At 56.2% G+C, this 15,745-nt stretch carries 15 protein-coding genes and 1 pseudogene; 11 read left to right on the top strand and 5 right to left on the bottom strand.

Annotated elements, in window-relative coordinates:
- A pseudogene (locus B2T33_RS14065) lies at positions 1-366 on the top strand (HslU--HslV peptidase ATPase subunit); the annotation flags it as partial.
- 82 nt (positions 367-448) lie between these two features.
- On the opposite strand, the gene B2T33_RS14060 reads toward B2T33_RS14065, so the two are convergent.
- Both B2T33_RS14060 and B2T33_RS14055 read right to left on the bottom strand, forming a co-directional pair.
- On the bottom strand, positions 449-1,858 hold the full coding sequence (locus tag B2T33_RS14060; protein ID WP_286792357.1) for an ATP-binding protein: 1,410 nt from the start codon (positions 1,856-1,858) through the stop codon (positions 449-451).
- 285 nt (positions 1,859-2,143) lie between these two features.
- Positions 2,144-2,725: a malonic semialdehyde reductase gene (locus B2T33_RS14055; protein ID WP_286792356.1), complete on the bottom strand. Its 582-nt coding sequence runs from the start codon at positions 2,723-2,725 to the stop codon at positions 2,144-2,146.
- Positions 2,726-2,978: 253 nt separating this feature from the next.
- On the opposite strand from B2T33_RS14055, the gene B2T33_RS14050 reads away from it, so the two are divergent.
- The 7 genes from B2T33_RS14050 (at position 2,979) to B2T33_RS14020 (ending at position 9,364) form a co-directional block, all read left to right on the top strand.
- On the top strand, positions 2,979-4,241 hold the full coding sequence (locus tag B2T33_RS14050) for a polysaccharide deacetylase family protein (protein ID WP_286792355.1): 1,263 nt from the start codon (positions 2,979-2,981) through the stop codon (positions 4,239-4,241).
- A 203-nt stretch (positions 4,242-4,444) separates the two neighbouring features.
- On the top strand, positions 4,445-5,671 hold the full coding sequence (gene coaBC, locus B2T33_RS14045) for a bifunctional phosphopantothenoylcysteine decarboxylase/phosphopantothenate--cysteine ligase CoaBC (protein ID WP_286792354.1): 1,227 nt from the start codon (positions 4,445-4,447) through the stop codon (positions 5,669-5,671).
- Positions 5,672-5,745: 74 nt separating this feature from the next.
- A complete protein-coding gene (gene dut / locus B2T33_RS14040) occupies positions 5,746-6,210 on the top strand; it encodes a dUTP diphosphatase (protein WP_286792353.1) in 465 nt (154 codons plus the stop codon).
- A gap of 93 nt (positions 6,211-6,303) precedes the next feature.
- Positions 6,304-6,759 (top strand): RrF2 family transcriptional regulator, encoded by a 456-nt coding sequence (locus B2T33_RS14035; protein ID WP_008888834.1) that lies wholly within the window; start codon positions 6,304-6,306, stop codon positions 6,757-6,759.
- A gap of 203 nt (positions 6,760-6,962) precedes the next feature.
- On the top strand, positions 6,963-7,913 hold the full coding sequence (gene cysK / locus B2T33_RS14030; protein ID WP_040822518.1) for a cysteine synthase A: 951 nt from the start codon (positions 6,963-6,965) through the stop codon (positions 7,911-7,913).
- Positions 7,914-8,139: 226 nt separating this feature from the next.
- Positions 8,140-8,943, top strand: a complete 804-nt coding sequence (locus tag B2T33_RS14025) for a HesA/MoeB/ThiF family protein (RefSeq protein ID WP_286792352.1) — start codon at positions 8,140-8,142, stop codon at positions 8,941-8,943.
- Complete coding sequence (locus tag B2T33_RS14020) at positions 8,933-9,364, top strand: DsrE family protein (protein WP_008888837.1); 432 nt, start codon at positions 8,933-8,935, stop codon at positions 9,362-9,364. The genes B2T33_RS14025 and B2T33_RS14020 overlap by 11 nt, the downstream gene beginning before the upstream one ends.
- A 21-nt stretch (positions 9,365-9,385) precedes the next feature.
- Here the strand turns inward: B2T33_RS14020 and B2T33_RS14015 are convergent, their stop codons facing one another.
- The gene (locus B2T33_RS14015) at positions 9,386-10,075 is read right to left on the bottom strand and encodes a LysE family translocator (RefSeq protein WP_286792351.1); all 690 of its coding nucleotides are present in this window, start codon (positions 10,073-10,075) and stop codon (positions 9,386-9,388) included.
- 100 nt (positions 10,076-10,175) lie between these two features.
- Here B2T33_RS14015 and B2T33_RS14010 point away from each other — a divergent pair, with 100 nt between their 5' ends.
- On the top strand, positions 10,176-11,090 hold the full coding sequence (locus tag B2T33_RS14010; RefSeq protein ID WP_286792350.1) for a LysR substrate-binding domain-containing protein: 915 nt from the start codon (positions 10,176-10,178) through the stop codon (positions 11,088-11,090).
- A 76-nt stretch (positions 11,091-11,166) separates the two neighbouring features.
- Positions 11,167-11,712 (top strand): MgtC/SapB family protein, encoded by a 546-nt coding sequence (locus B2T33_RS14005; RefSeq protein ID WP_008888840.1) that lies wholly within the window; start codon positions 11,167-11,169, stop codon positions 11,710-11,712.
- A 36-nt stretch (positions 11,713-11,748) separates the two neighbouring features.
- Here B2T33_RS14005 and B2T33_RS14000 read toward each other — a convergent pair whose 3' ends face one another.
- Both B2T33_RS14000 and B2T33_RS13995 read right to left on the bottom strand, forming a co-directional pair.
- Entirely contained in the window at positions 11,749-12,789 is a 1,041-nt protein-coding gene (locus tag B2T33_RS14000; protein WP_063086132.1) for a LacI family DNA-binding transcriptional regulator, read from the bottom strand.
- 50 nt (positions 12,790-12,839) lie between these two features.
- Positions 12,840-14,171, bottom strand: a complete 1,332-nt coding sequence (locus tag B2T33_RS13995; protein WP_064780266.1) for a GH1 family beta-glucosidase — start codon at positions 14,169-14,171, stop codon at positions 12,840-12,842.
- Between the two features lie 240 nt (positions 14,172-14,411).
- Here B2T33_RS13995 and B2T33_RS13990 point away from each other — a divergent pair, with 240 nt between their 5' ends.
- Positions 14,412-15,656, top strand: a complete 1,245-nt coding sequence (locus B2T33_RS13990) for an ABC transporter substrate-binding protein (protein ID WP_064780267.1) — start codon at positions 14,412-14,414, stop codon at positions 15,654-15,656.
- Positions 15,657-15,745 lie beyond the last annotated feature (89 nt).

Here is a 15,745-nt window from a genome sequence, read left to right as displayed (position 1 = left end):
CAGGGCCGCCTGCCGATCCGCGTTGAGCTTAAGGCGCTGACCGAGGGCGACTTCCGCCGCATCCTGATGGAGCCGGAAGCATCCCTGATCAAACAGTATATCGCGCTTATGAAGACCGAGGACGTGACACTCGACTTCACCGAAGATGCGGTCGATGAAATTGCCCGCATTTCGGCCAATGTGAACGAATCGGTCGAAAATATCGGGGCGCGTCGCCTGCATACGGTGCTCGAAAAGCTGCTGGATGACATCAGCTTTACCGCCACCGACCGTGGCGGCGAGACGTTTAAGGTCGATGCCAATTATGTCCGCGAACAGGTCGAAGACCTTGCCAAGGATACCGACCTTTCGAAGTTTATTCTGTAATCGAAATGTTCGACCAGACCAGATATGCAAAAGGCCAGCACGATGTTGCTGGCCTTTTTGTTTTTGCATGTCTTCCAGACGCTTAGGCGGAATGCAATTTCCGGACATTGTCGCCGGTTTTGGCCGGGAGATAGACCGTAAAGACCGAGCCAACACCCTGTTCACTTTCGATCTGCATGGTGCCGCGGTGGCGTTGCACGAGGTGTTTGACGATGGCCAGCCCAAGGCCGGTGCCGCCAACCGCGCGGGAGCGTGCAGTATCAACGCGGTAGAAACGCTCCGTCAGGCGCGGCAGGTGTTCACGGGCGATGCCATCGGAATGATCGCGGATGGCAACGGCCATGATGCGGTCATGGCGGAAACGTGCCAGTGCACCTGGCGGGTTTTTGGCCAGACTGATCGAAACTTCGACATCGGTATTGGCGTGGCCGTATTTGATGGCGTTTTCGACCAGATTGACAAAGACCTGGGTCAGTTCCTTTTCCTCGCCAACCATTTCGGTGTCATCAAGCGTGCTGGTGACACGGATGTTCATGCCCTTGGCTTCGGCCTTCAGGGCAAGGCTTTTGGCGACCTTGCCAATGATCTTGCCAACATCGCAGTCTTCGGACGGCGGGGTATGTTCATTCAGCTCGATCCGGGCAAGCGACAGCAGGTCTTCGATCAGATGCTGCATGCGCTGGGCCTGATCGCGCATCACCGGCAGGAACTGGTTGAGCGCATCGGGATCGTCCTTGGCCGGGCCTTCAAGCGTTTCGATAAAGCCCAGCAGCACCGAAAGCGGGGTGCGCAGTTCGTGCCCGGCATCGGTCGCGAAGTCGGCGCGCATCTGTTCAAGTTTGCGAAGCTCGGTCAGATCGGAGAATGTCAGAACAAAATTCCGGTCGCCTGCCGCAGCGGGCAGGCGCGCGGTCAGTACGTCAAAGTGACGGTGCGCGTCAGCCGCCAGCACGAATTCCGCATGCTTCATGGTTTCGCGCGCACTTGCGACATCTTCAAAGGCATCCAGAAGGATCGGGTCGCGGATAAAACGCGTCAGATCACGGCCGGTTTCAAGGTTATGAAACAGGCCCTTGGCCGCCCGGTTAAAGCCGGTGACCACGCGATGGCGATTGACCATCACCACCGGGTTTGGCAGGTGATCAAGGATTTCGGCATCGGTGCTGGTTTGTGCCTCAAGCAGGGCGATGCGATCACGAAAGGCCGCGGCAATCTGGGTATAGAGCGATGAAAGCTCGGAGGCGGCGGCAAAGCTGATATGTTGCGGCGGGGTGCCTTTATAGCGGTCGCGCAGATCGGTCGCGTAGCGTGCCACCCGGCGCAGATCACCAAAATAGATGCGCAAGATCGCCGCAGCCCCGAGCCAGGCGGCGGTCGCAGACAGGATCGCTGTGCCCCAGCCAAGCTGCTCCATCGCCGCAAGGACGACAAAGACAACACCTGCCGGAAAGGCAACGGCCAAAGCCGTAAGTATCAATTGGCGGAAACCCAATTAACGCTCCTGTTTAAACGGGGTGACGGCGGTTTATCACGCATGTGATCAAAAGTGGACCTAAAATGGTTATGGGCCAGTAAAGATCAAATAAAACTTTGATGACAGTTTTCTGAGCACTGAAGTGATTGAAAATATCTGTCGGGCGCGTGGCGATGCCGTCCTCTGCCCAACGCCTTTGGGCAAGATGTGTCATGTGGGGAGCGTATCGGTTTGCGCCAACCGGCGGGCGGGTGTTTTAGCGCTCGCCGGTCAGGTCTATGTTTGGTGTGATCAGAAGCCTGATCAGATGATTTCAGCACCCTGGTCGAAGCTCAGACGCGGCTGGCGTTCAAACAGCTTGCTGCCATCGCCATAGCCGATATTGAGCAGGAAGTTGCTTTTATACGAGGTGCCAGCAAAGAATTCGGCATCAACCTTGGCGTTGTCAAAGCCCGACATCCCGCCACAATCAAGGCCAACAGCCCGAAGGGCGAGGATGAAATAGCCTGCCTGCAGCGTGCCATTACGGAATGCGGTGGTTTTGATGGCCTCTTCCTTGCCGGCAAACCACGACCGGGCATCGGTATGCGGGAACAGGTCGGGCAGCTTTTCGTAAAATTCCATGTCATGGGCGATGATGGCTGTCACCGGTGCCGTCATGGTTTTTTCGATATTGCCCTCTGCCAGGCAGGGTTTAAGGCGTGCGCGGGCCTCATCGGTAGTGACAAAGGTAATGCGCATCGGTTCGCAATTGGCACTTGTTGGTCCCAGTACGGTCAGGTCCCAGGCCTTTTTGAGAAGTGCCGGGTCAACCGGTTTGTTGTGCCAGACATTGTGGGTGCGACCATTGTGAAAAAGAAGGTCAAGTCCATCGGAATTAAGCATGCATCCTCGTCAATCAGAAGTGGTTGCCAAAAGTTCGATATGGTTACCATTAGATTTGTAATGTGGCGGACAATTGGCAAGAGCTGATATGAACTGTGGAAAAACAATCGGTTCACTGGTATTTTCGAAGTCAAAATGACCCTGCAAAACGCAATGCGTGGGGCAGGAGCCGGGTTTTCTACTGGGGGGAGATCCGAGGGCGCGAATGAGTTGCGCCCCGGCGTAGGTGGATCGCAAGATACTGGAAACAGATATGGCAGTTGAGACCAAAGGGCACAGCGCAATTTCGGCAGTGATGCGGGTGAAACCGCCGCGCAGGATGCACGGCCTTATTGTCGGTGTCTCCTTCGCGGTTGGGCTTACTTTTGGTGCTACGGCGGGCTTTGCCCAGATCGCGTCGGATAGCGCACCTGCAACCGATGAAACGGTTGAGGCGACGACGGCGGAGCCTGCGATGACGAGTGCAGATGGCGCCGAAGCCCCGGAAACCCCGGACGTCCCGACGACCGATGCAACAGCACAGGACGCAGCCCCATCTGATGCGCCGCAAAATGCGGATCAGGAAATGGTTGCGCAAAGCGGAGACGCGACCTCGGCCGTGGTGTTTATGTATCATCGCTTTGGCGAGGGCGAATATCCTTCGACCAACATCACGATGGAACAGTTCGACCAGCACGTCAAAGAACTGACCAGTGGCCCCTATACCGTCATGGGCGTTCCGCAGATCGTGAGCGCGCTTGCCGATGGCAAGGGACTTCCGGACCGCACCATCGGCATTACGGTCGATGATGCCTATCGTTCAGTTTACGAAAAGGCCTGGCCGGTGTTTCGTGAACACAACCTGCCCTTCACGGTGTTTGTTTCCACCGAACAACTTGATTCGGGCTATGCCAACTACATGACCTGGGACATGGTGCGCGAATTGTCCAAGGCGGGTGTGACGATTGGTGGTCACAGCCAGAACCACGCCCATTTGCCTGATTTTGACATTGATCGCGTCAAGGCAGAGCTTGCCAATTCTGCCGCCCGGTTCGAGGAAGAGCTCGGCTATGTGCCGGAAATCTTTGCTTATCCCTATGGGGAGGCCAATGGTGAGGTGATCGCCGCGGTCAAGGAAGCTGGCTATCGCGCGGCCTTTGGCCAGCAAAGCGGTGCGATGCACACCGAATCCGATTTCATGTATCTGCCGCGTTATGCTCTGAACGAGCATTACGGCGCGATGGACCGGTTTAATCTGGCGGCGAATTCCCTGCCGCTTGTGGTCAGCGACGTCACACCGGCTGATTACACCCTGACCCGCAATCCGCCGGCCTTTGGCTTTACGCTGGCAGAACCGGCCCCGTCGATGAACTGTTATCCGTCCGAAGGGGAGCCTACCATGTCGCGCCTTGGCGAAGAACGGGTTGAAATTCGCCTCGATGGTCCGGTTTCAAGCGGGCGCTGGCGGATCAACTGCACCGCCATGGGACCAGATTCACGCTGGCGCTGGTTCGGGATGCTTTATACGGTTCCATAAGCATCGGCTTGATCATGCTAAACCCGATCTTCAGCATTGGGATCTGAAATCCAAATAAAATCAACGCCATGTCCAGATACCGGGCATGGCGTTTTTCAAACAATCCTGTGGCTTTTATCGTGTTCTTGATTGGGTTCTTGCGCCCGATTAGGGGACAATGTAGGTTAACCACACTTCTTAACCGTAATTAATTGGTAATCACAGTGCCAAGTGACTTAAATCGAAAGAGTGTCCTTCTGATCATCGCGGGGGGCATTGCCGCCTATAAGGTGCTTGAGGTGATCCGTCGGTTGCGCGATCGCGGGATCCATATCCGCGCCATCCTGACCAAGGGCGGGGCCGAGTTCGTGACACCGCTTTCGGTTGCGGCGCTGACCGAAAACAAGGTCTATCAGGATCTGTTTTCCCTGACCGATGAAGCGGAAATGGGCCATATCCGCCTGTCGCGTGAAGCGGACCTTGTTCTGGTCGCCCCGGCAAGTGCCGATATTCTGGCCAAGATGGCCACCGGACAGGCCGGTGATTTGGCGACAACCGCGTTACTTGCGACCAACAAGCCAGTGATGATTGCCCCCGCAATGAATGTCGAGATGTGGAACCATCCGGCAACCCAAGCCAATATTGCCACCCTTGAAAGCCGTGGCGTATTGCGCGTCGGCCCGTCATCTGGTGACCTGGCCTGTGGTGAATTTGGATCGGGCCGTTTGGCCGAACCGGCCGAGATTATCGCAAGTGTTGTTGATTTCCTGGAACAGCAAGACGCGCCCAAACCCCTTGCCGGTAAAAAGGCAGTGGTCACAAGCGGCCCGACCCATGAGCCGATTGATCCGGTGCGTTATATCGCCAACCGGTCCTCAGGCAAGCAGGGCCACGCGATTGCCGAGGCGCTTGCAGCGGCGGGGGCAGAAGTGACGCTGGTGACGGGTCCGGTGACCCTGCCCGATCCCGCAGGGGTGAAGGTCGTGCGCATCGAAACCGCGCGCGAGATGCTGGAGGCCGTGCAGGCCGCCCTTCCCGCCGATATTGCCGTTTGTGCCGCGGCGGTCGCGGATTGGCGCACGGCTGATGAAGCCGGTCAGAAGCTTAAGAAAGATGGATCGGGGGTGATCCCGGATCTGAAGCTTTCGGAAAATCCCGACATTCTGGCAACCATCAGCAAGTCCGGGCCGCTGCGCCCGGGACTTGTGATCGGATTTGCCGCCGAGACCGAAAATGTCACCGACCATGCCCGCTCCAAACGGGCACGCAAGGGGTGTGACTGGATCCTGGCCAATGATGTGGCGCCCGCGACCGGGACCTTTGGCGGTGATGATAACGAGATTTGCCTGATTTCAGGTGACGATGAGAGCAGTGATGAACGGTGGGAACGCCAAAGCAAGATCGGGGTTGCCCGTGCGTTGAGCGCGCGCATCATCAAACATTTTTCCTGACGGGCGTATCCCGGAAGGCAGACAGAACGATTAGACCGGCAGATGATCCTGCCGGGACAAGACAAGGATAGACGATGTCGCTTTTAAGCGTTGATTTAAAGCAGCTTCCGCACGGGGCGGATTTGCCGTTACCGGAATACGCAACCGCGCAGTCAGCCGCGGTTGATTTGCAGGCCGCGATTGACGGGACGCTGGTTCTGGCACCCGGCAAACGTGCCATGGTCGAAACCGGTATCGCCATCGCCCTGCCCGCCGGGTTTGAAGCACAGGTGCGTCCGCGGTCGGGTCTGGCTGCGAAAAACGGGGTCACGGTCCTTAATAGCCCCGGCACGATTGATGCCGATTATCGCGGCGAGATCAAAGTCATCCTGATCAATCATGGTGACGAAGCCTTTGAAATCGAACGCGGCATGCGCATTGCCCAGCTGGTCGTCGCACCGGTGACGCAAGTGCAGTGGAACGCCGTAGAAGACTTGGATGAAACCGCGCGTGGTGCGGGTGGTTTCGGTTCGACCGGAACATCCAGCCCGGCCCGATAGGCCAGGGAAAGCATGCTGGTCGATCCGGTTTGACGCTATCTGGTTATGCCGTCTGGGGGGATGGCTGAACCGCAAGGGGAGTTGAGTGAAAAGATGCTGAAGCTTTCTAAGAAGATGCTGTTTGCGATCGAGGCGGTCGTGGACATTGCCTATAACGCGGCGGGTGAGCCGGTTCAGAGCCGGGATATCACCGCGCGTCAGGGCATTCCGAAACGCTATCTTGAGCAGACGTTGCAGCAGTTGGTGCGTGCCGACATTCTGGTCGGCGTGCGCGGCCCACGCGGGGGATATCGGCTGGCGCGTGAACGTCGTCGTATCACGCTTGCCGATATCGTGTCGGTGATCCGGTCGATGGAAACATCCGATGATCCGATCGAGGATCCGGCAGGATCGCCACTGGGCAAGGAAGTCGTCCGTCCGCTGTGGCGGGAATTGCAGGACGAAATGATGAAGCAGCTTGAAAAAATCACGGTCGAAGACCTGTGTAATCGGGCACGTGATGCGGGCCTGCGCAGCGGGATTGAAGAGTCCCCGGATTTCATCATTTGATCTTATCGGGGTGCAGCGGTTTGGTGTATCGTCATTGCACAAGAAACTGCTGCTATTGAAGGTAAAACTACAAGTTTATGGAACGTTGCCCGGCACAGGATCTGTAAAAAATCTTTCAATCCGTTTGACCCGGATAAATAGCGAGATAAATACAAATCAAAGATGTGCTTGATGGCAAAAATACAGAAACGTGCGAGGAAAACATGACTGAGTTTCGCGGCAAGATTTACGACAGCATCATCGACACCATTGGCGCAACGCCGCTGGTACGCCTTTCGCGACTGGCAGAGGCCGAAGGTGTCAAAGCCGATCTGATCGGCAAGCTTGAATTCTTTAACCCGCTGGCCTCGGTCAAGGACCGTATTGGTCTGGCGATGATCGAAAATGCCGAGAAATCCGGCAAGATCAAGCCGGGCGCGACCCTAGTGGAGCCGACATCGGGCAATACCGGTATTGCCCTGGCTTTTGTGGCGGCAGCCAAGGGTTACAAGCTGATCCTGACCATGCCTGAAAGCATGTCGTTGGAACGTCGCAAGATGCTGATGCTTCTGGGCGCGCAGATTGATCTGACCCCGGCGGCCAAGGGCATGAAGGGTGCGGTTGCCCGTGCCGAGGAACTGGTTTCGGAAATTGACGGTGCCGTCATGCTTCAGCAGTTTGACAACCCGGCCAACCCGGAAATCCACCGCAACACCACGGCCGAGGAAATCATCAAGGATACTGCCGGCAAGGTAGATATCTTTGTTGCCGGTGTTGGTACTGGCGGGACCCTGACCGGGGTTGGTGAAGTGCTTAAAAAGCATAACCCGAACATTCAGATCGTTGCTGTTGAGCCCGAAGACAGCCCGGTTATTTCCGGTGGTGCACCCGGCCCGCATAAAATTCAGGGCATTGGTGCGGGCTTCATTCCGGGCAACCTCAATATCGATGTCATCGACAAGGTCATGACCATCGGCAACGAGACCGCCTTTGCCACCGCCCGCAAGCTTGCCAGCATCGAAGGCCTTCCGACCGGCATTTCGTCCGGTGCAGCGGTTGCGGCCGGGATCGAGCTTGGCCAGCTGCCGGAAAACGAAGGCAAGCGCATTGTTGTGATCATACCGAGCTTTGCCGAACGGTATCTTTCGACCCCGTTGTTCGAAGGCCTGCAATAAGCAGCCTGAAAGACCAAAGATTTCAAAGGGTCCGGCACGATGTGCCGGGCCTTTTTCATTGGCGGAATGCTGGGCTCTGGCTTGGTTGCGTGCGCAAGCAAAGCATTTCGTTTCGATATAAATATGAAATCTTTGCTTGAGGCCACGGTTCCATGGGCTATATGCAAAAGCCTAGTGGATTACCATCTGATCTGATGACCGACGTTCTGACAGGAAGCCCACCCGCGTGAGTGATTTCGATTTCAGCGAAAATGAAGTGCAACGCTATGCCCGCCATATCGTCCTTAAGGAGGTTGGGGGCACGGGGCAGATGAAGCTCAAGCGCGGTCGGGTTCTGATCGTTGGTGCGGGGGGGCTTGGATCGCCGCTTGCCATGTATCTGGCCGCTGCCGGGGTCGGGACGATTGGCATTGTCGATGCCGACACGGTCGAACTTTCAAACCTGCAACGCCAGATCGCGCATGGCATGAAGGATATCGGAACGCCCAAGGTCGATAGTGCCAAGGCGACCATGGCCGATATGAACCCCGAAGTCACCGTGCAGGCCCATAACACCCGTCTTGATGCCAGCAACGTCATGGATCTGATTGCCGATTATGATGTGATTGCCGACGGGTCGGATAATTTCGATACGCGCTTTTTACTCAACGATGCCTGCTATATGGCGGGCAAGACGCTGGTTTCCGGTGCCGCCCTTCGCTTTGACGGGCAGGTGTCGACCTTCAAGGCCCATCTTGGCGCGCCGCATCCCTGTTATCGCTGCATTTATCATGCCCCGCCGCCCGAAGACGCCATTCCCTCCTGTGCGCAGGGCGGCGTTTTGGGATCGGTTGTCGGCATGATCGGCGGCATTCAGGCGACAGAGGTGCTGAAAGAACTGATGGGCATTGGCGATGGCCTTTCCGGGCAGCTTTTGATTATTGATGCGCTGTCCGCCTCGTTCCGCAAGATCAAGGTGCCCCGCGATCCGGGCTGCCCGACCTGTTCAGAAAACGCCACAATCAAGGACCTGTCTATTCATGAGCACTGAGTCTGATACGCCCAAAAAGCTTTCCCTGGTGGTGTTTTCCGGAACCTATGAAAAGGTTCATTACGCACTCGTAATGGCATCGGCTGCCTTGGCATCGGGCCGTGAAGTGACACTATTCTTCACCATGGATGCCAGCCGGGCGCTGTTTGCACCGTCGGGTTGGCGTCATCTGCGCACCGAGGTTGACGGGGCGACGGCGACATCGATTGATCTCAGTTATTCGACGCGCGGCATCGGCACCTTCGAAGAATTATTGTCTGCCTGTGCCAGCCTCAACGCCAAATTCATGATCTGCGAGATGGGCCTGCGCGCCCTTGGCCTTGAAAATCAGGCAAAGCGTGAAGAATTGGCAATCGAGACCGGCGGTGTTGTCACGTTCCTGAACGATGCCAAGCAGAATGGCGAGATGCTGTTCATCTGATCTTTGAGGTTCACGTTCGCCCTAGCTTGCCAGAAGCTTGACGCCCAGGCCGGCAAGGCAGATGCCAACACCACGTTCGATCCATGATTTGATCGCAGCAATGCGCGCCTGCACCGATGGCAGGGTCAGGGCTGTTGCGACAAGCGCAAACCAGATCATGTGGCAGGCCGCGATATAAACCCCATACGCGACTTCCTGCGCCACCGCGGTGTCTGGTGAAATCACCTGACTGAACAGCGATACGATAAACAACATGGTTTTGGGGTTTAGCGTATTGCAGGCAAAACCGATCCAAAACGCCGATCCGCTGTTCTGTGTCCGACGGGTTTGGTTTTGATCCGGCTGATCAGAAGGTTTGACGTTCGAAGCACTTTTGCTGTGATCTGGCCTGCCCAGCAGGCGTCGAATATCCGGCCAAAGCGCCGATACGCCAAGCCAGATCAGATAAGCCGCCCCGAGGTAGCGCAAAGCTGACAAAACCCAGATATTGCTGGCAAAAACAACACCAAGCCCGATCAGGGTATAGCCGAGATGCACCGAAACGCCGGTGCCGATCCCGATGGCGCAGAGCACGCCTGCCCGCCGTCCGCGTGCAAGGGCGATCCGGGTCACCATCGCAAAGTCCGGGCCGGGGCTGATCACTGCGAGAATGGTGATGATGCCAACGGCAATGATTTCCATCGATAAGATATCGCCTGTCCATTCCGGCATGATGTGATCCTTTGTGAATGATGAATTCATTTGATGTGTGAGTGAATTCAGTATCAAACTGTTCAGATCGCCGGAAAATCGAAAAATACTGGTATTTATTGTGAGCAATATTCACAGAAAACGCAGTTTGCCACCCTTGGCAGCCCTGCCCGCCTTTGAGGCCGCAGCCCACCATCAAAGCTTTTCGCGTGCGGCGGATGAGCTTAATCTGACGCACGGTGCGATCAGTCGCGCGGTCGCACAAATCGAGGAACGTCTGGGCGTTAAGCTGTTTGTTCGGCGCAATCGGCGTGTCTGGCTGACGGCCGCAGGCGAGCGGTTGTTGAAGGCAACAACGGTTGCGCTTGATGGGCTTGATCAGGCGATTGAGGATATCCATCGCCATGACAAGTCATCCCCGATATTGACCGTATCGTGCGAGCCCAGCCTTGCGATGCGTTGGTTGATGCCGCGTCTTGGCGACTTTCGCGAGGCCAACCCGGATCTGAATATTGATCTGAGACTGGCGGGAGGGCCGGTGGATTTGTTGGCGGATGGCTGTGATGTTGCCATCCGGCGTGCGGATTACGGCATTTCCGAGCATTACATCACCACTCGTCTTTGGCCGGAATATGCGGGGCCGGTTTGCGATCCGGAATGCTGGGAAACCATCCTTTCAAGGGATTTGTCCAACGCCCGCTGGCTTCATACGCGAACGCGCCCCGATGCCTGGGATGACTGGAAACGCACAAGCGGCAGTACGGCAACCCCGGCAAGCGAGCAGTATTTCGATCATTTCTTTTTCGCCCTGCAGGCAGCCGTGAACCGGCTTGGTACGGCGATCGGTCCCTTGCCGCTTGTGGCTGATGATCTGGCGTCCGGGAGGCTGATAGCGCCGCATGGCATGACCCCGACGGGCTATGATTATGTCCTGATCACGCTTGATCCGCCCAAGCGTGATCCGCGGGTTGCGCTGTTCTTTGACTGGTTGATGGCCAAGGCAACTGACATGGAGCATGCCATATCACCAGCCTGACTGTGATCAACGAACTGGTTGGCTGTGCATCCGCTCGGAACATTGATTGCGTGCGAAGCGTTTGGGGATTGTTTGAATGGCAAGGGTTTATCGCATGCTGACCGACCTTCCCTATTTCGCCACGGCGGAAAAATACTTCGATATTGGCGTGATCGATATGATTGCGCGTCTGGTGGCGGCAACAGTCATTGGCATGCTGATCGGGTTGAACCGTGATGTGAATGGCAAGCCAACCGGCATGCGCACCCTTGCCCTTGTGTCACTTGGTGCGGCGGTGGTGTCGGTCGTGGCGGTCCATTTTCAGGATCTGATTGATCATCCTGATGCGCTGTCACGTGTGGTTCAGGGGATTTTGCAAGGTGTTCTGACCGGGATCGGTTTCATTGGTGCCGGTGTTATTTTGCGCGAGCCAAAAAACATGTCGGTCACGGGGCTTACCACCGCTGCGACCGTCTGGATGACCGCAGCGCTTGGCATCGCCTGTGCGCTTGCGGCCTGGCATATCGTGATTATTGCAACCGTCTTGACCTTTATTATCCTGGTCGCGCTGAAACCGGTCGAGCTCATGCTGGTGCGCTGGGTCGGCAATTCAGAGGCCGCCAAGGACGCCAAGGAGAGCTAGGGGGCGGTTAAGTAATCCGCCTAGCCGGGTTTGGGCTTAGAAATCCTCGCCCTCGCGGAAGGCGGCAAGGTCGTCAATGCGGTGATAGGGCAGAAGCGTCTGAAGGTTTTCGGGCGGTGTGCCGTTCATCAGGTCATGCAGGTGGCGGGCAAGAACTTCGCCGACATGGCGCTGCGGCTGGTAGTAATAGGCAAGTTTTTGTTTCGAAAGCATACGAAACGGCATGCCGCCAAAGCCGACAACACCAATTCCGTCGCGGATGGTGTCCATGCCAAGTTCCATCAATGCCTCAAGCGCGCCGATCATGGTCATCTGACTTGCGCAGACGACAGCCGTGACATCGCGCTGATTGGCAAAAAGCCGTGTTGTTGATTCGCGCGCAGCCCGCACGGAAATTTCCGACGGCATCCAGATCAGGCTATCGGGATCAAGCCCCGCATCAACCATGGCCCGGCGGGCCCCCTGTTTGCGATATCCGAAAAAGGTCAGGGCTTCGGGCGGGTCGATCATGCCGATATTGCGGTGACCATCATCAAGCAACCGTTTTACCGCGTCATAGGCGGCCTGCTCGTCATCATGATCGACAAAGGCGTGCGGGGTCAGAAGTTCGGTACGGCCAAAGCTGACAAATGGAAAGTCATGTTGCAGACAGTATTTCGCGCGACTGTCTTGCAAGGTGGTGCGTGAAAATACCACGGCATCGGCAAGGCGTTGGGTATGGACCTTGCGCACCGGATCAAGCGGATCTTCGCCGCGCGTCTGGGCCAGCACCAACAGGGAATAGTTATCGGCTTCAAGACCCTGGGTCAGGCTTTCAACCTGTGCCAGAAATCCCGGGTCGCCGTAATCACCGACTTCGGGGGAATAAAGAATGGAACAGACCTGCATGGTTTTGCCGGTTCGAAGCATGACACCACGGGCATCTGGCTGATAACCGATTTCTGCTGCGGCTGCCTTTACGCGGGCGACGGTGTCGGGTTTGACTTCCGGCCCGTCTTTAAGCGCACGCGATACCGTCGTGATCGATAGACCAAGGCGATCGGCAATCGTACGCAAATTGGGGCGAGCAGCAGGCATATACAGGTCCGTTCCATTCAAATTTCGGACAATCTAAGCGCCCGGTTGGCCTAAGGCAATGCGTTCTGTGAAATCACCTTGCGCATGAAATCATAGGATGCCTTGGGGGTACGCTTCTGGGTGGTGTAGTCAACATGCACCAGACCGAAACGCTTTTCATAGCCATATGCCCACTCGAAATTATCCAGAAGCGACCAGGGCATGTAGCCCCGAATGTCGGCACCCTCGGACTTCGCGCGAAGCAGGGCTTCGAGATATTCGGTGTAATAGGCGATGCGGTCCTGATCATCGATCTGGCCGTTTGCCTTAGGGATATCGGTAAAGGCGCCACCGTTTTCGGTAATGAAAACAGGCGGGTTACCGTAATCATCCTGAAGGATCTTCATGGTCTGATAGAAGCAATCCCCGTCAATCGCCCAGCCCATTTCGGTGCGGCGGAAATAGTTTGGCGGCTGGGCATGTTTGAACGGCCATGCAGCCCCTTCGGCGGCCTGAATGTAGCTTGGGAAATACTGGTTTAGCCCCTGGAAATCGACCTTGGTCTTGATGGCTTCAAGGTCGCCATCCTGAATATGGGGCTCCATCCGGTCGATAATCAGTTCCGGATAGCGGCCGTAATATACGGGGTCCAAGAAGATGCCGTTCCATTTGGCTTCGAACAGATCAATCAGATGCGCATCCTGTTCACGACGGTGCGGAAGCGTATAGCCCTTGTGCATCGGCAACACGAAACCGACCGGCACATCCGGATAATGGTTCTTGATCACCCGGGTTGCACGCGCATGACACAGGTTAAGGTGGTGGGCAACGCGCATTGCGGCACGCGGATCGGTAATCCCCGGCGCATGGCGGCCTTCTTCGTGGCCGACCCAGGCAACGACATTCGGCTCGTTGAAGGTGACCCATGATTTCACCCGGTCGCCAAGTCGGGTGACCAGAAGTTCGGTATAGTCGCCAAACCAGTCAACGATGTCACGGTTGGTCCAGCCACCACGATCCTGAAGCGCCTGCGGCAGATCCCAGTGATAAAGGCACAGCCAAGGATCCAGCCCACGTTCAAGCATGCCGTCAATCAGGCGGCTGTAAAAATCAATGCCGGTTTCGTTGACCTTGCCGGTGCCCTCGGGCATCACGCGTGGCCACATCACCGAAAACCGGTAATGGGTTGCGCCCAATCCTTTGATCAGATCAAGGTCTTCGGCCCAGCGATGGTAATGGTCGCACGCGACACTGCCATCATCGCCATTGGCAACGCGGCCCGGTGTTGCGCAATATGTGTCCCAGATGCTGGCACCGCGTCCGTCATCTTTTGCGCCGCCTTCAATCTGGTAACTTGATGTCGAGACTCCCCAGCGGAAACCGTCAGGAAATGATTTGGTCATGTTCGCTTCCTTGCCCTAGCTTTGGATGTCTTTTATTGAACGCATCCAAAATCGTAACGTTTCGAAAAGCACAGCAAAAAAGCTTCCGTACTTTTATATTGGCCTATTATGGTAAGGTTTTCGTGATTGACAAGGGTGAATAAAGCGCTTATCAAAAAAATCGTAACGTTACGATTTTCCGGTCATATCACTTAATAAGAAACCGGGCGTGATCGTGTCCATTAGGGAGGAACATCCGTTATGATGAAATTTTCAAAGATTGCCGCAAGCGTGGCATTTCTGAGCGTCGGTGTATCTGCCGGTGCACTTCATGCCCAGACTGCCGAAGTCCTGCACTGGTGGACTTCGGGAAGTGAACAGGCGGCCCTTGGCGAAATCCGCAAGGCGTTCGAGGCCAAAGGCGGCACCTGGGTCGATACCCCGATTGCCGGTGGCGGCAACGCACGTGCCGCGGCCGTGAACCGTATGCTGGGTGGTGACCCGGCCGCCGTATTCCAGTTTTCCATTGGTCAGCAACTTCGTGAACTGGCTGATCAGGGGCTTCTGGCCAATGTCGGCGACGTTGCCACGGCAGAAAACTGGGATGAAAAGCTGCCGCCGCTGATCGTTAAGGCCGCGAAATATGATGGCAACTACATTGCCGCACCGATCAACATCCATGGCGAAAACTGGATGTTCTATAACACTGCGGTTCTTGAAGAGGCCGGGATCGAGGTTCCGAAAACCTGGGATGATTTCATTGCTGCGGCAGAAAAGCTCAAGGCCGCCGGTGTTACCCCGATTGGCCTGGGCGGTCAGCCCTGGCAGGAACGCATCATGTTCAACAGCGTCCTTTTGGGTGTCGCCGGTCGTGAGTTTTATGCCGAGCTTTACAGCACGCTTGATGATGACCTTCTGAAATCCGACACGATGCGCAAGGTGTTTGAAACCTTTGCCGCGCTCAAACCGTTTGTCGACGAAGCAAGCCCGGGACGTAACTGGAACGAAGCGACCAACATGGTCGCCAAGGGCGAGGCCGCCTTCCAGTTCATGGGTGACTGGGCCAAGGGTGAAATCATCGCAGCCGGGATTGAGCCCGGCACGACAGTCGGATGTGCCTTCGCCCCGGCGATTGATACCGCCTATATCATGACGGTCGATGCCTTTGCCTTCTCGGCCATGGATGGTGAACACGCAACGCCTGCACAGACCTTGATGGCACAGGTGATGCTTGAGCCGGACGTGCAGATTGCCTTTAACAAGAAAAAGGGATCAATCCCGGCCCGTCTTGATGTGCCTGCTGACAGTTTTGATGTCTGTGCCCAAACCGCCATCAAAACCCTTCAGGACAAGAAAACCCACCTTGTCAGCACCGGTTTGTTTGGTGTGCCAAGTGCGGTTTCGGGTGCGATTGATGACACCATCTCCAATTTCTGGAACAGTGCAGATATGAGCCCCGAAGAGGGTCAGGCACAATTCCAGCAAGCGATTTCCTACGCAAAATAACAATTTTGCGAGTTCCGGATATTGCGGAAAAGCGCCGCTGAAACCATGGATGTGGGTGCAGCGGCGCCTCCATAAATAGGCGAGAATGT

The sequence above is a fragment of the Thalassospira sp. UBA4513 genome (genome assembly GCF_002388495.1).
In the GTDB taxonomy this organism is placed as follows: Bacteria; Pseudomonadota; Alphaproteobacteria; order Rhodospirillales; family Thalassospiraceae; genus Thalassospira; species Thalassospira tepidiphila.
Note: the sequence above shows the minus strand (reverse complement) of the source record. Positions and strands in the feature narration are given on the sequence as shown.

What these genes read in the sequence shown, in the direction of transcription:
- B2T33_RS14055 (WP_286792356.1), bottom strand. Translation starts at nt 2,725, where the DNA reads ATGCTTAATTCCGATGGACTTGACCTTCTTTTTCACAATGGTCGCACC.
- B2T33_RS14050 (WP_286792355.1), top strand. Translation starts at nt 2,979, where the DNA reads ATGGCAGTTGAGACCAAAGGGCACAGCGCAATTTCGGCAGTGATGCGG.
- dut (WP_286792353.1), top strand. Translation starts at nt 5,746, where the DNA reads ATGTCGCTTTTAAGCGTTGATTTAAAGCAGCTTCCGCACGGGGCGGAT.
- B2T33_RS14035 (WP_008888834.1), top strand. Translation starts at nt 6,304, where the DNA reads ATGCTGAAGCTTTCTAAGAAGATGCTGTTTGCGATCGAGGCGGTCGTG.
- cysK (WP_040822518.1), top strand. Translation starts at nt 6,963, where the DNA reads ATGACTGAGTTTCGCGGCAAGATTTACGACAGCATCATCGACACCATT.
- B2T33_RS14020 (WP_008888837.1), top strand. Translation starts at nt 8,933, where the DNA reads ATGAGCACTGAGTCTGATACGCCCAAAAAGCTTTCCCTGGTGGTGTTT.
- B2T33_RS14015 (WP_286792351.1), bottom strand. Translation starts at nt 10,075, where the DNA reads ATGCCGGAATGGACAGGCGATATCTTATCGATGGAAATCATTGCCGTT.
- B2T33_RS14005 (WP_008888840.1), top strand. Translation starts at nt 11,167, where the DNA reads ATGGCAAGGGTTTATCGCATGCTGACCGACCTTCCCTATTTCGCCACG.
- B2T33_RS14000 (WP_063086132.1), bottom strand. Translation starts at nt 12,789, where the DNA reads ATGCCTGCTGCTCGCCCCAATTTGCGTACGATTGCCGATCGCCTTGGT.
- B2T33_RS13995 (WP_064780266.1), bottom strand. Translation starts at nt 14,171, where the DNA reads ATGACCAAATCATTTCCTGACGGTTTCCGCTGGGGAGTCTCGACATCA.
- B2T33_RS13990 (WP_064780267.1), top strand. Translation starts at nt 14,412, where the DNA reads ATGATGAAATTTTCAAAGATTGCCGCAAGCGTGGCATTTCTGAGCGTC.